This is a genomic window from Schaalia dentiphila ATCC 17982, assembly GCF_000154225.1.
GTDB lineage: Bacteria > Actinomycetota > Actinomycetes > Actinomycetales > Actinomycetaceae > Pauljensenia > Pauljensenia dentiphila.
Genome location: NZ_DS264586.1, coordinates 2329789 through 2342469, shown reverse-complemented (window position 1 = coordinate 2342469; position 12681 = coordinate 2329789). Strand labels below are relative to the sequence as shown.

The window sequence follows — 12681 nt, the reverse complement described above, 5'->3', positions numbered from 1 at the left end:
TGCCATTCGATCACCGCCAGTGGCGGTATAAATCTGGCGGTAATGCAGGGTGACGATGTTGTGGCCGCGTGATCACTGGTAGATGTGTCGGCGGTGGCCGACGGAAAAGACTTCGATGATGAGGCGGTCATCTTCGATGATGCACAGGGCGCGGTAGTTGCCAATACGGTAGCGCCACTCGCCTGATCGGTTGGCGGTCAGGCCTTTGCCGTGGATGCGGGGGTCCGAGCAGCCTTCAAGGTTTTTGCCGATCCACGACGTAATGAGTCGCGCTTCGAATCGGTCCATTTTCTTCAGTTGCTTGAGGGCTGTGTCGCTGTACTCGACGTGGTAGGACATTTACAGGCCCAGCTCTGCGAGTACCTGCTCGTGGGTGTAGCGAACGCCGTTATCTGCTGCGATTGCCTCGCGTAGAGTAGCGAGGTCCTGCTGGTCCTCAATCTTCTCGAAGACGGCATCTCGAACGAAGTCGGAGATTGTTTTTCCCTCAAACTCGGCGTACTTGCGCACGACCTCGGCGTCGGTCTCGTCAAGGCGCATGGTCATGGTGGGCATGGTGACCTCCCGGTGATGAATACAACGTATTCTACTTCTTCCTGGTGTCAATGTGCAATGGTGTTGGCCCTAGCGGGCGATACTGCTTGAACGATATTGTCTCTGGTCGATGGGTGTAGTCAACACTGTTCGGTCATTGGGGTGGGCTAAAGGCCACGAGCGTGTAGCTCTTTCAGGCTGACAGTATGCGCAGGGGCATTCGCACTATTGTGAAGAGCAGCCGTCAGGGGGAAAGGAATCCGATGATGAGGTACGCCGAAACGGTGGTGTTGAAGGATGGAGTGGAGCTCCTCGTGAGGAACGCCGTCGCGTCGGATGCCCGCGCGCTGCGTGACATCATGAAGCGCACGCATGCGGAGACCGACTACCTGCTGTCCTACCCGGACGAGCAAAGCGCCGACGATGAACAGGAGGCTCGCTCGCTGGTGGAAACGGAACGCAGTGATAATGAGGTTGAGCTCGTCGCCGTCGTCGATGGGCGGATCGTGGGAAGCGCAGGAGTCACGGCGGCGGGCAGCAGGCGCAAAGTGGCGCACCGGGCGCGCTTTGGGATCAGCATTCTCAAGGAGTACTGGGGGATGGGAATCGGCCGGATGCTGATGGAATCATGCATCGATTGTGCGCGCCGGGCGGGCTACACCCAGCTCGAGCTCGAGGTAGTGGCGGACAATGAACGCGCGGTGTCCCTCTACCGGCGCTCGGGGTTCGAGGAGTATGGGCGCAACCCACGAGGCTACCGGTCTGCGTCCTCGGGCTATCAGGAGCTCGTGCACATGAGGCTGGAGTTGTAGCGCCCCGGAGGGTATCTGGCGGTTACGTGTCTAGCTTGAGGAGCCTAGAACCCCAGTTCCTTTCGTCGAAACGAGTGGGGCACCTTGATGATGTGCATGACGAATGAAATGGTGAACAGGCGTTCCATGTGTACCCCTTCGGCTCTCGGGGGCTCACGTCGTTGAGGCCCTCCCCCAGGATACGGCGGCAAGTGGCCCCTGTTGTTAGATGTGTAGCAGTCTACAGATACGATGCACCCATGACGATTACGCTTGTTCCCCTAACTGATGCCGAGCGTCCTGCGCTGATCGCGGACTTTCAAGATTCCTTCGAGCACTTCCAGGACAACCCGCAGGGCTCCTTCGTGGGGGAGCGTCTTGCCGCGCGCGAGCAGCCTCCTGCTGGACCCAGCGAGGGCGGTGTGACTGCGCAGCCGATTCTTCCGCTGTCCGACATTGAGCAGTCTCTGAATGCTCCGGGAGCGCTCGCCTATCGCATCCATGAGAACGGTAATGGCGTGGGCAACGTGATCCTTACCGTCGATGGGGAACGAGGCGAGGTTCTCCTGTTCGCCATGAATTCCTCGGTTCACTCCAGGGGAGTGGGGACGCGCGCCTGGTTCGCCATCGAGGCCGCCCATCCGCACGTCACGGAATGGACCCTGGAAACTCCATACTTCGAGGTGCGCAACATCCACTTCTACGTCAACAAGTGCGGCTTCCACATCGTCGAGTTCTTCAACGAACATCACCCCGACACCTCGCATCCCCGTGGGGCGGACGAACTGATGGGCGAGGCCGACTACATGTTCCGCTTCGTCAAACGCGTGAACCGGTAGAGGTGCCGCCGATCAGGCGACGTCCTCGACCTTATTGGTGTTCAGGGGCGCCCTTCCTCGCGTCGATGCGTGGGCGCGCTGCGGGCGTGCGGTTGTGAGCGGCGTACCCTTGAATCGTGAAGGTTCTCGTCGTTCCCATGGTCGCCCGCTCGCGGATGGGCGGGCCGTGGTCGCGCGCGCAGCGCGTCGCACGTGCGTTCCAGGACGCTGGCCATGAGGCCGTGCTCGCGTGGGGAGACGACGGCAACTGTGCCAATCCCATCGCTCCGACGCTCGAGATTCCGGTGCCCTCACCTCTCGGCCTTCCCGAGGCCATCGCGCGCCACACCTTCCCCCTGGCCTCGCGCCTCGGCCTCATGGGCCGCAAGCCTGTGCGCAGCTTCGAGGAGGTCCTCTGGCTGACCGGTGCCCTCGACGAGCGCTGCTCGCGCGCGGCCGTTGATACGCTTCGCGCCCACATGCGCACCGCGCGCCCCGACGTTGTCTACTCCGAATTCAGCCTCGCCGCCGTCATCGTCGCCCGCGCCGAGGGCATCCCGTGCGTGGGCAGCGCCTCGCAGCCGACGACCGCCGCCTACGCCTCCAACCCTCGTAAATCCGCGGGAATTCGACGCCTGCTGCGCGAGATGGGTATGCCCGCCCCGGCCTCGTCCCTGACGATCTTTGAGGGGATGAGGCGCCGCTTCATTCCGAGCTGCCCGACCCTGGAACCGCGGGCGGGGGAGCGGGCCGTCTACTGCGGGTTCCTGGACGAGGCACCCGCCCTGACGCCGACGCCTCGCGATTGCGCGCTCGTCTACCTCGGCGCGGGCAGCGTCCCCGCGGGCGTCGCCGTGCGCGCCGGGCGAGAGATTGCCGAGGCCCTCGGATGCGACGTGTACGTCGCGGGAGCGCCCGAGGCCGTCCAGGTCTCAGGTGGTCACACGGTGACCTGTGCGCCCCGATTTGACTTTTCCGAGCTCCTGCCGCGCGCCCGCGTCTTCGTGCACCACGGCGGGCAAAACTCGATGATGGATGCCCTGTCCTACGAAGTCCCGCAGCTGATCGTCCCGGGTCGCGTCTTCGAGCGGCAATTCAACGCCGAGGCCGTGGAAAGCGCGCGCTGCGGCCTGACCGTGCGCAAGCCCAAGCCGGCGCTCATCGCACGCGCCGCCCGTGCCCTCCTCGATGAACCCGCGCTGACCTCGGGAATCCGAGGGCTACGCGAGGAACTGTCCTCGCTGGGCGGAGCCGCGCGCATTGTGCGCGAGGTAGAAAAACTGATCAGCTAGGCCCAGCCGCGCAGGATCGCCTCCAGGCCCTGGGCGAACTGCACCCTCAGATCGCAGCGGCCCGCGACCACGTCCTCAACGAGAGGACGCAGCACCTGCGCATCGTCCGGGCTGAGTGCGGCGCTCGCGGTTGACAGGTCGATGGGGCGCTCGGGGGCGCCTCCCACCGGCGGAACGACCTCGGCGGCGACGAAGCCTGTCGTATAGATCGACACGGCGCTGATGAGCGCCAGGACGTTGGCCTCAGGTGCGATACCGTGGCGCGCCAGCTGCACGAACACGCCAGCGAGAAGAGAAAACTGCTCCGGTGTCGAGGTTGGGTGGGTGAGCACCAGCATCACCGTGCCCGGGTGGGATCGCAACGTCGCTGCCAGGCAGTGTGCGTACTCGCGCATGTAGGCCATTAGCCGCGAGGGTGGAGTCGCGCCGACTCCCGCCGCTGCTGTGGAACCGCCTGGGACCTCCACCTTCCCTTCCTGTAAGCGGGCCAGGAACGCCTCGAAGGTGAGGCGCCAGACCTGCTCCGAGATGCCTTCCAGGAGCGCCGCCTTATCGGGGAAATGACGATAAAAGGCGGCCTGGGAGACGCCGAGGCGCTTTCCCAGGGACCGCAGGGATAAAGCGGAGAGTCCCTCCTCGTCAACCAGGCCGAGCGCGGTCGACAAGATGATCTCTCGCGATAGCGCGCGCTGCTTCGACTGAGGCATGGACTCTCCGCTTCGGTGGTCTTTACTCCCTGTGATACCGGAACTGTACCAGTGCCAGCCCCGCGATCACCGCGAAGAAACCCCACAGGACCCCGATCCGCATCCCGACGTCGGAGAGGTTCGCCCCGTCGAGGCTCACCTCGTGAATCGCGGTGATCGCCCAGTAGGCGGGGGACAGGCGCGCGGCGTGCTGTGCCCAATCGGGGAACGAAGAGATCGTGGAGAAGGAGCCGCCGATGCCGGCCGCCAGCATGCCCACGATATTCGACAGGGACAGTGCCGCGTCGCGGCTGTGGGACCACAGGGCGAGTGCGACGCCGAGCGCCGACAGGACCGCGGAGAAACTCAGGAGGACAGCGGCGAGTGCAATGAGAGACCCGGTCGGTCGATACCCGAAGATTGCAGCGCCGAGCGCGAGGACAACCGCGATCTGGGCGGTCTGCATGAGGAAGGCGACCAATGCCTTACCCGTCAGGATGGATGCGCGCGAGGTGGGGGAGGCTTCGAGCCGCTGCCACGTTCCCCACGATTGCTCGTTGAAGAACGAGCTGATGATGTTCTGCACGGCCAGGAACGAGAACAGGATTGCCATTGAGGGCACGGCCTGCTCCGCACCGGTCACGCCGGTGTATCCGTCGGCCAGGAGCATCGACTTGAACGCCGGCATCATGAAGGGGATCAAGACGAGAGGGATCACCGTCAGGATGAGCATGGGCGCAGGGTCAGTGAGCTGCAGGCGGATGTTGAGGCGGGTCATGGCTCCGATTTGCTTAAGCTGCGACATGGTCACTCTCCTTGATGATCTGCAGATACGCGTTGTGCAGGCTTGCCTGTTCGATACGCGCGTCGGTCAGGCGTGCGCCTTCGAGGGCGGGCGAGGCCAGGGCTTCACCAATCCGGATGCCCGGGTCGGCCTCGTCCCCGATGTGTCGGAGTGTCGTCCCGTCGGCGCTCCACCCGTCGATCGGGGGAACGGGACGATCAAACTCGAGGGTCACCTCGGCACTGCCATGGCGCGAGATGATGTCCTCGAGCGTTCCGCTCGCGACGATGCGCCCCTCGTTCAGGATCGCAATATCGGAGCCGAGCTCCTCGAACTCCGCCAGGTAGTGGGAGGTATAGACGACGGCCGCGCCGTCCTGCGCGAGCTGGCGCACCGCTCCCAGGATCTGGCTGCGCGCCTCCACGTCCGCGCCGACGGTCGGCTCGTCCATGAACACCAGGAGCGGGCGGTGCATGATCGCCATCCCCGCGTGGAGCCTGCGCTGCTGCCCGCCCGACAGGTGCGAGGCGCGCTGACCGCGTTTCTCGCTCAACCCGAGGAGGTCCATGACCTCGCCGGCGCGCGAGGCCGCCTCGCGTCGGCCGAGCCCGTGCAGCTCGCCGAAGGCCGCCAGATTCTGGGCGACGCTCAGGTCCGGGTAGATCCCCAGTTCCTGCGGCGCGTACCCGATTGATCGTGCGGCCTCGGGGGACCCGGGAGCTGCCCCGCAGATTGACGCGGTGCCGGAGTCGGCGCGGCGTAGGCCGCACAGGATCGTGATGAGCGTGGACTTGCCCGCCCCGTTTCGTCCGAGCAGGCCGAGGATCTGTCCGGGTTCGACGCGTAGGTCGACTCCGCGTAGGACCTCGTGGGCGCCGTAGCTCTTGCGGATTCCCCGGGCGTCCAGGCCTGGAGCGTGTGGATGTGACACGGTTCTCTCCCATCGGTTAACGCTGTTAACTTTGTGTCACAGGCAAGGTTAACAGTGTTAACTTATGTGTGCAAGGTGGCGCTGCACGCAGGGGAAAACTGCTGATTTACCGCGTTTTTCTGACAATCTGTCGCTGCGTGGGGGAGGGAAGCGGCCCTACACTGTCAACGCTCGGCCTGAAGGAGGACTGAAAGTGCCAGGTATGGATACCTACGACGCGATCATGCTGCTGTCCTACGGTGGCCCGAACGGCCCGGACGATGTCCTGCCGTTCATGCGTAACGCGACGCGCGGTCGCGGGATCCCCGACGAGCGCCTGCTTCAGGTCGCCGCCCACTACAAGCGCTTCGGCGGCGTCTCGCCCATCAACGCCTGCAACCAGCGCCTGATCGCGGACTTGTCTGCCGAGCTCGCTCGCCGCGGGCACGATATCCCCGTCGGATGGGGAAACCGTAACTGGCACCCCTTCGTGACCGCGGGCCTCGACGAGCTCATCCAGGCGGGTGCCCGTCGCATCCTCGTCCTGCCCACCTCCGCCTATGCCTCGTACTCGGGGTGTCGCCAGTACCGCGAAGATCTCGCCGAGGCCGCGGAGGCCCTGCGCGACAAGTGGGGGACGATCGAACTGGGCGCCGAGGACAGCGCCGACAACCCTGACGCCGACATCATCCTGGACAAGGTTCGCCCCTACTACTCGACCCTCGGCATGGCGAGCGCGCAGATCGCTTCTGTCCGGCGTGCGTGGGAGGCCCTCGCTGCGCGAGGCGTCGACCCGGCCGGGATTCGCCTGATCTTCGTCACCCACTCCATCCCCGTGAGCATGGAGGCGGGGTCCTCGCCCTTCCCCTTCCATCCCTCGATCGACGAGGCCGTGGCGGCCTCGGGCAGACGCGCCGAGCAGCGAGGGAGCGCGGCGTCGTCGACCGCGGGAACCCCGGCCACTGAAATCAGTTACGTCGCCCAGCATCACGCCCTCATTGAGGCGATCATGCCGGAGCTACAGCGCGTCCTGGGGCGCGCGTATCTGGGCTATGACCTCGTGTATTGCTCGCGGTCGGGACCTCCGCAGTCCCGCTGGCTCGAACCCGATATCAACGATTTCCTCGAGGAGATCGCGGCCGACGCGAACCCGCTGACCGGCGCCGTCGTCGTCCCCATCGGGTTCATCTGCGACCACATGGAGGTCGTCTACGACCTCGACACCGAGGCGAAGGAGACCGCCGCGCGCCTGGGGATCCCCTACGAGCGCGCCGACACCGTTGCGACGGATCCGGCCTTCGTGTCCTCCCTGGTCGACGTGCTCGAAGAGCGCGCGGCCCAGGCGCGAGGAGAGAATCCCTTGCCCGTCACCGTGACCGGCACCGGCCCCTTCCATACCGTCTGCCCGAGCGACTGCTGCCTCTCCCCGGCGCGCCCAGGCCACCCCTCACCCGCCGCCGCGAGTGGCCACCCCGGCACCGCCCCTCATTCTTCCGGCGCGCCCGCCCGAGCCGCCGTTCAACCAGCTACAACTCAGGAGGACTCCATGTCTACCCCGCATCCCCACGCCGTCGTGCCGCCCGAGCAGAACCCGGAAAACCCGGGACATCCCGCGGGAGTGCCGGATCGCGTCGGTGAGCACGCCGCGCGCCACCAGGCCCGCCACGCGGGTACCGAGGCGACGCCCCACTCGCACGCCGCTCACGCCCGCGTCACCGACCCGCGCGACGCGACGGACGTCGACTTCGACGAGGTCAACAACAAGCAGCACTATGCCCTCTACTCCGTGTTCGCACTCGGTGAGTCCCTGCCCGCCGAGGACGGCGAGCGCGGCCGCATCGTCGCCGAATCCCTGGACTACGTGAAGGGTGCGGGTGCGGAAATCCGCGGCTTCTACGACGTATCCGGCTTCCGCGCCGAGGCCGACCTGATGGTGTGGTGGCTCGACGACGACCCGGAGGTCCTCCAGGACGCCTACCATCGCCTGCGTGCGTCGGCGCTGGGCAAGTTCCTGGATCCGGTGTGGTCCTGTATGGGCCTGCACACCCCAGCCGAGTTCAACAAGCGCCACATTCCCGCCTGCTTCGGCGGCGTCGCGCCCCGCGACTGGGCGATGGTCTACCCCTTCGTGCGCTCCTACGACTGGTACCTCAAAGCCCCCGAAGAGCGCGCCCGCATCATGGCCGAACACGGCCGCAACGGCTTCGCGCAGTACCCGGACGTCAAGGGCTCGACCCTGTCCGCCTTCGGCTTCTCCGACTATGAGTGGGTGCTCGCGTTCGAGGCGGACAGCCTGGACCGCCTGGAGGGCGTCATGCACGCCCAGCGCTACACCGAGGCGCGCCTCTACGTGCGCGAGGACACCCCGTTCTTCACGGGTCCGCGCGTGAGCCTCGGCGAGTGGGCGGAGCGCCAGCCCCGCGCATAAGGGCCGCGCTTATTTGTCAGCCAGCCCCGGCCTCGTCCCTGAGAAAAGGAACGAGGCCGGGGCTGTCTCTGTCGGTGAACGGGGAGAATCCCCTACGCGGGCGGAAACAGTAGCGGCAGGTCGTGAGCGACCTGGTTACCGACCGAGGCCATGGAGTGGCTTTCTCCCTCGTCGATCCACATCTGCAGGCTGTCGTCCGTCATCAGGTCGGGGTAATCTGCTCGCAGCTGCGCCAGCTGAGGGGACATGTCATCCAGGGCAGGGTCGAGTGAGCCGACCGAAGCGAAGATGCGGAAGTCCTGCGGCCCGTAGTGCGCGCGCTCGGCCCCGGCGGTCACCAGCTGTGCGATCTGCGCGGAGTCGGCGTCCTCCTCGCGCCCGATCCACGACTCGCCCGCCATCGGTATGTAGCTGTAGAAGTACTGCGGGCGCAGGGCAAACACGTCCCACGTGGTCGTCGCGCCCATCGAGAAACCGCCGAACGCGCGGTGCCTGCGCGAGGCGCGCAACGACTCGTCCGAGGTGTCCCCGCGTGCGAACGTCGTGTAGTGCGACTCGACCGTCTTGATCAGCGTGTCGATCTCGGTTGTCGCGAAGAAGCGATTGAGTGCGTAGTCGTCCTCGTAGTCCTCAGTCGCGAACGATCGGTCCGGATAGTAGGTCGCGAAGACGACGATTGTGGGGGTGATTGACCCCGCGGAGGTCAGCTGGTCGACGATGGGGGCCACGCCCCCGGCCAGGCCGTCGGCTGTGCCCCACCATCCGTGCGTCAGGTAGACGATGTTCGCGGGAACCCCCGGCGTGTAGGACGCGGGCACGTAGACGAGGGCCTCCTTCTCGTAGGTCACGCCCTCGTAGGCCTGGTCGTAGGTGATCTGTTGGATCGTCCCCTCCAGTGCCCGGGTGGCGAGCGCGGAGGTCGTGCCGTCCTCCTCGTAAGAGACGGGGGCGGGGTCCTTCTGGCCGTGGCCGGAGCGATTGAGGGCGCTCGCCGTCAGGCCCGTGAGGCCAAACAGGGAGATCGCGATCGCAACCGACGCGGCGATAATGCCCATCCTGTTGGAACGGCGCATGAATCGTGTTGTCAATGCCCTCGCCTCAACCTGGTTGCCTTCATGGCTTCAACTCTATGCCCGGTCGGGCCGCCTCCACTAATCGGTGTGTCTGTTGCTACACATCGGCATGGCTGGTTCCGCGCGGCGTGTGACCTGCCAGTCGCCGGGGGCCGCGCGCTCGTGGGGCGGGCATACCCTAGGGGTATGACACCCGAGATCATCGACCCAGCTGTCCGCGCAATCGCCGAGGAGATCGCCGCAGACCCGGCCAACGCCTCGTACACGAAGCGAGGCGTGGGGCCGCTGTTCTACGCGGGACCCGAGTGTCGCATCATGATCGTCGGTCAGGCACCCGGGCGCGTCGCCGAAGAGACCGGCATCGTGTGGAACGACCGCAGCGGCGACCGCCTGCGCGACTGGATGGGCGTCGATAGGGACACCTTCTATGAGTCCGGGAAGCTCGCGATCGTCCCCATGGACTTCTACTTCCCGGGCACGGGAAAGAGCGGCGACCTGCCTCCGCGCAAGGACTTCGCCGACACGTGGCACCCGCGCCTGCTCGAACTCATGCCGAAGCTGGAGATGACGATCCTCGTCGGCGCGTACGCCACCAGGCGCTACCTCAACCTGTCCTCGTCGGCCTCGCTCACCGAAGTTGTGCGCGACTACAAGCGCTACCTGCCCACCTACTTTCCGCTGGTGCATCCCTCGCCGCGCAATCAGATGTGGATGAAGAAGAACCCCTGGTTCGCCGCCGACGTGCTGCCTGACCTGAAAGCGCGCGTCGCCTCTCTGCTCGCCTGACGAGGCTGGGGTGCGGCGCGTGGTGCACACTGGAACGCATGGACGATCTGTGTATTCCCGCTGGGCCCGGCTGCCCGCGCGGCCTCGTCGTGCCCGCGGGGGAGTTGGTCGAACGCTTCTCCCACGCCTCGGGCCCGGGTGGCCAGGGCGTCAATACGGCGGACTCGCGCGTGCAGCTCAGCCTGGATCTTGCTGCGACAGTCGCGCTGAATGACAAGCAGCGCGAGCGTGCCCTGTCTGTTCTCGGGGATCGCCTGACGGGAACGCTCCTCACGATTACCGTCGCCGAGCATCGCTCCCAGCGTCGCAACCGCGCCGCCGCGCGCGAGCGCCTCGGTGAGATCCTGCGTTCGGCCCTCGTCCCGCCCGTCCCGAGGCGGGCCACGAAACCAACGCGGGGGTCGAAGCTGCGCCGCCTCGCTGACAAGAAGAGGCGCTCGGAGGTCAAAGCACGCAGGCGCCGCCCTGACGCGGACTAAGGAGAACGAGGCCGGGGCTGCCTACGCCCACGCGTGCCCGTCGGTGTGCCAGCCGATAAACACCCAGGTGACGGGCAGAGGGTAGTCCAGGACCCATTGTTCCCCTGCCTTTTCCGAGGCGGTGGCGGCATCCTCACGCACGAAGTGCTGCTCTGCGTAGGCGTCGAAAAGCCGCTGCTCGCGCGCGGTGAAAGGCTCGGGGCCGGCCAGGCGACGAAGGTCCGAACGGGCCTCGTCGAAGGAAGAAAACCTCATCGGGCGGAAGGTTCGTGTGGTCGCGAAAATCGGGATACGTCCCAGGGATGCGAGTACGCGGATTACCTCGCGGACGACGCGCGGGTGCCTCGCCGAGCGCCCCAGGTAGGTGAGCAGACGCGGGTCGCGGGAGGGGAGCAGGCTGTCGGGCACGACGACCGCCGCCCGCGAGCGGGCAGCCGCGTCGAGCTTGCGTACGGCGGAGAAAACGTTTCCACTCATGAGGGAGCGTGACGCGAAGGCGACATCTACGCTGTTATGCCCGAGGCCCGCCTCCTCCCAATCGTCCTCCCACGCGAGCAGGTGGGAGGTGATCGGCAGGTTCTCTGCTGCCGCGCGCTCGTCGAGGATCGCGAGCATGGCCTCGGCGAAGTCGCAGCCGTGGACGCGGTGCCCCGCGCGGGCGAGGGGAACGGCGAGCGTGCCCGTCGCGCACCCCATGTCGAGGATCTCCTCGCCCGCCTTGAGCGCGAGTAGATCCAGGAGCCAGCGCTCGTAGTCGCTGGTCGCGTTGCGTGTGAACGTCGCGGCCCGCTTGTTCCAATAGGCCTGCGAGTCGCGATTGATCGATTCTTCCCGGGCGTTGCTTCGTGTCGCCATGTTTCCTATTCCCCGTGCGGTCCTCGTTGAGGTTGGGCGCTTGGCCCACCCCTGCCAGGATAAGCCCGGTGCCAGCAGGGCAGCAGAACCCATAGTGTATCGGCAACCATGTTGGCCTCCGCGTGGAATAATGGCCGCGTGAATTCTTCCCATGTGCAGCCGAACTTCTCTAGCGACTACCAGGAGGGGGCGCACGCCCGGGTGCTTGACGCCCTCGTCGCCACCAACATGGAACAGACCAGCGGATACGGCACCGACGAGCACTGCGAGCGCGCCCGCGACCTGATTCGCTTGGCCTGCCAAGCCCCCGACGCCGACGTGTACTTCCTGGTCGGCGGCACGCAGACGAACGCGACCGTCATCGACGCGATCCTCCTGCCCTGGCAGGGCGTCATCGCCCCCAATACCGGCCACATCAACATGCACGAGGCCGGCATCGTCGAGCGTGGCGGCCACAAGATCCTGGACGTTCCCGCCGTTGACGGCAAGATCAACGCAGCCGATGTCGAGCGTATCTGTTCGGCGTGGGAGGGCGATGGCGCGCGCGACCACATGATCGCCCCCGCCCTCGTCTACATTTCCCAGCCCACCGAGTACGGCACCCTCTACTCCCTGCAGGAGCTCGAGGAGCTCTCCGCCGTGTGTCGCGAGCGCGACCTCAAGCTCTTCGTCGACGGCGCGCGCCTCGCATACGCGCTGGCCTCTCCCTCGAACGACGTGACGCTGGCCGACCTGGCTCGCCTCACCGACGTGTTCTACATCGGCGGCACCAAGTGCGGGGCCCTCTTCGGCGAGGCGGTCGTCATCCCGACCCGGGGCTCGATCCGTCAGTTCGTCACGCAGATGAAGCAGCACGGGGCGCTCCTGGCCAAGGGGCGTCTCCTCGGCGTCCAGTTCGAGGCGCTCTTCGAGGACGGTCTCTACCTGACGATCGGCGAGCCCGCCGTCAAGGCGACCGCGCGTATCCGAGAGGCGCTCAAGCGCGCCGGCTACGTCGTCACCATGGATTCGCCCACCAACCTGACCTTCGTGGCCCTCGACCAGGCCGGGCATGAGCGCCTGTCGGACAAGGTGCGCTACAGCATCTGGGAGACCCTGCCCGACGGCCGCTACCTCGCGCGCATCGGCACCTCCTGGGCCACCCCCGAGGAGGACGTGGTGGCCTTCGAGCAGGCCCTGGCACGGTAGGGCATCGCGTCCGATAGTCAGATCACAAGCCGCTCGTCAGAGCGTTTCACTGAGGGT

General features: G+C 66.1%; 14 protein-coding genes. 7 read left to right on the top strand and 7 right to left on the bottom strand.

What is annotated here, in order from left to right:
* Window positions 1–72: 72 nt before the first annotated feature.
* Together ACTODO_RS10055 and relB are read right to left on the bottom strand one after the other, a co-directional pair.
* A complete protein-coding gene (locus ACTODO_RS10055) occupies window positions 73–339 on the bottom strand; it encodes a type II toxin-antitoxin system RelE family toxin (protein WP_003793556.1) in 267 nt (88 codons plus the stop codon).
* Complete coding sequence (gene relB, locus ACTODO_RS10050; protein ID WP_003793554.1) at window positions 340–555, bottom strand: type II toxin-antitoxin system RelB family antitoxin; 216 nt, start codon at window positions 553–555, stop codon at window positions 340–342. It abuts the gene before it with no gap.
* A 245-nt stretch (window positions 556–800) separates the two neighbouring features.
* Between relB and ACTODO_RS10045 the strand changes: the two genes are divergently transcribed.
* From ACTODO_RS10045 to ACTODO_RS10035, 3 genes are all read left to right on the top strand, one after another.
* Window positions 801–1346 (top strand): GNAT family N-acetyltransferase, encoded by a 546-nt coding sequence (locus tag ACTODO_RS10045; RefSeq protein ID WP_034512703.1) that lies wholly within the window; start codon window positions 801–803, stop codon window positions 1344–1346.
* A gap of 239 nt (window positions 1347–1585) precedes the next feature.
* Complete coding sequence (locus ACTODO_RS10040) at window positions 1586–2164, top strand: N-acetyltransferase (RefSeq protein ID WP_003793551.1); 579 nt, start codon at window positions 1586–1588, stop codon at window positions 2162–2164.
* 137 nt (window positions 2165–2301) lie between these two features.
* Window positions 2302–3435, top strand: a complete 1134-nt coding sequence (locus ACTODO_RS10035; protein WP_003793549.1) for a glycosyltransferase — start codon at window positions 2302–2304, stop codon at window positions 3433–3435.
* Here ACTODO_RS10035 and ACTODO_RS10030 read toward each other — a convergent pair.
* From ACTODO_RS10030 to ACTODO_RS10020, 3 genes are read right to left on the bottom strand one after another with little or no spacing between them, the layout of a single operon-like run.
* A complete protein-coding gene (locus ACTODO_RS10030; protein WP_003793548.1) occupies window positions 3432–4142 on the bottom strand; it encodes a TetR/AcrR family transcriptional regulator in 711 nt (236 codons plus the stop codon). The genes ACTODO_RS10035 and ACTODO_RS10030 overlap by 4 nt on opposite strands.
* 22 nt (window positions 4143–4164) lie before the next feature.
* Window positions 4165–4926: an ABC transporter permease gene (locus ACTODO_RS10025; RefSeq protein WP_003793546.1), complete on the bottom strand. Its 762-nt coding sequence runs from the start codon at window positions 4924–4926 to the stop codon at window positions 4165–4167.
* Window positions 4913–5836 (bottom strand): ABC transporter ATP-binding protein, encoded by a 924-nt coding sequence (locus tag ACTODO_RS10020; RefSeq protein ID WP_003793544.1) that lies wholly within the window; start codon window positions 5834–5836, stop codon window positions 4913–4915. Before ACTODO_RS10020 ends, ACTODO_RS10025 begins: the two co-directional genes overlap by 14 nt.
* Before the next feature lie 202 nt (window positions 5837–6038).
* On the opposite strand from ACTODO_RS10020, the gene hemQ reads away from it, so the two are divergent.
* Window positions 6039–8243 (top strand): hydrogen peroxide-dependent heme synthase, encoded by a 2205-nt coding sequence (hemQ, locus tag ACTODO_RS10015; protein WP_003793542.1) that lies wholly within the window; start codon window positions 6039–6041, stop codon window positions 8241–8243.
* 92 nt (window positions 8244–8335) lie between these two features.
* Here the strand turns inward: hemQ and ACTODO_RS10010 are convergent, their stop codons facing one another.
* Window positions 8336–9331 carry an alpha/beta hydrolase gene (locus ACTODO_RS10010; protein ID WP_244262564.1) on the bottom strand — a complete coding sequence of 332 codons (996 nt, stop codon included), beginning with the start codon at window positions 9329–9331 and terminating at the stop codon, window positions 8336–8338.
* A gap of 171 nt (window positions 9332–9502) precedes the next feature.
* Here ACTODO_RS10010 and ACTODO_RS10005 point away from each other — a divergent pair, with 171 nt between their 5' ends.
* Both ACTODO_RS10005 and arfB read left to right on the top strand, forming a co-directional pair.
* On the top strand, window positions 9503–10102 hold the full coding sequence (locus tag ACTODO_RS10005; RefSeq protein ID WP_003793539.1) for a uracil-DNA glycosylase family protein: 600 nt from the start codon (window positions 9503–9505) through the stop codon (window positions 10100–10102).
* A 38-nt stretch (window positions 10103–10140) separates the two neighbouring features.
* On the top strand, window positions 10141–10581 hold the full coding sequence (gene arfB, locus ACTODO_RS10000; protein WP_003793537.1) for an alternative ribosome rescue aminoacyl-tRNA hydrolase ArfB: 441 nt from the start codon (window positions 10141–10143) through the stop codon (window positions 10579–10581).
* A 21-nt stretch (window positions 10582–10602) separates the two neighbouring features.
* Here the strand turns inward: arfB and ACTODO_RS09995 are convergent, their stop codons facing one another.
* Complete coding sequence (locus tag ACTODO_RS09995) at window positions 10603–11436, bottom strand: class I SAM-dependent methyltransferase (RefSeq protein ID WP_003793535.1); 834 nt, start codon at window positions 11434–11436, stop codon at window positions 10603–10605.
* A 108-nt stretch (window positions 11437–11544) separates the two neighbouring features.
* Between ACTODO_RS09995 and ACTODO_RS09990 the strand changes: the two genes are divergently transcribed.
* Entirely contained in the window at window positions 11545–12624 is a 1080-nt protein-coding gene (locus ACTODO_RS09990) for a threonine aldolase family protein (RefSeq protein WP_003793532.1), read from the top strand.
* Window positions 12625–12681 lie beyond the last annotated feature (57 nt).

What these genes read in the sequence shown, in the direction of transcription:
- relB (WP_003793554.1), bottom strand. Translation starts at nt 555, where the DNA reads ATGCCCACCATGACCATGCGCCTTGACGAGACCGACGCCGAGGTCGTG.
- ACTODO_RS09990 (WP_003793532.1), top strand. Translation starts at nt 11,545, where the DNA reads ATGTTGGCCTCCGCGTGGAATAATGGCCGCGTGAATTCTTCCCATGTG.
- hemQ (WP_003793542.1), top strand. Translation starts at nt 6,039, where the DNA reads ATGGATACCTACGACGCGATCATGCTGCTGTCCTACGGTGGCCCGAAC.
- arfB (WP_003793537.1), top strand. Translation starts at nt 10,141, where the DNA reads ATGGACGATCTGTGTATTCCCGCTGGGCCCGGCTGCCCGCGCGGCCTC.
- ACTODO_RS09995 (WP_003793535.1), bottom strand. Translation starts at nt 11,436, where the DNA reads ATGGCGACACGAAGCAACGCCCGGGAAGAATCGATCAATCGCGACTCG.
- ACTODO_RS10005 (WP_003793539.1), top strand. Translation starts at nt 9,503, where the DNA reads ATGACACCCGAGATCATCGACCCAGCTGTCCGCGCAATCGCCGAGGAG.
- ACTODO_RS10030 (WP_003793548.1), bottom strand. Translation starts at nt 4,142, where the DNA reads ATGCCTCAGTCGAAGCAGCGCGCGCTATCGCGAGAGATCATCTTGTCG.
- ACTODO_RS10055 (WP_003793556.1), bottom strand. Translation starts at nt 339, where the DNA reads ATGTCCTACCACGTCGAGTACAGCGACACAGCCCTCAAGCAACTGAAG.
- ACTODO_RS10025 (WP_003793546.1), bottom strand. Translation starts at nt 4,926, where the DNA reads ATGTCGCAGCTTAAGCAAATCGGAGCCATGACCCGCCTCAACATCCGC.
- ACTODO_RS10040 (WP_003793551.1), top strand. Translation starts at nt 1,586, where the DNA reads ATGACGATTACGCTTGTTCCCCTAACTGATGCCGAGCGTCCTGCGCTG.
- ACTODO_RS10035 (WP_003793549.1), top strand. Translation starts at nt 2,302, where the DNA reads ATGGTCGCCCGCTCGCGGATGGGCGGGCCGTGGTCGCGCGCGCAGCGC.
- ACTODO_RS10045 (WP_034512703.1), top strand. Translation starts at nt 801, where the DNA reads ATGAGGTACGCCGAAACGGTGGTGTTGAAGGATGGAGTGGAGCTCCTC.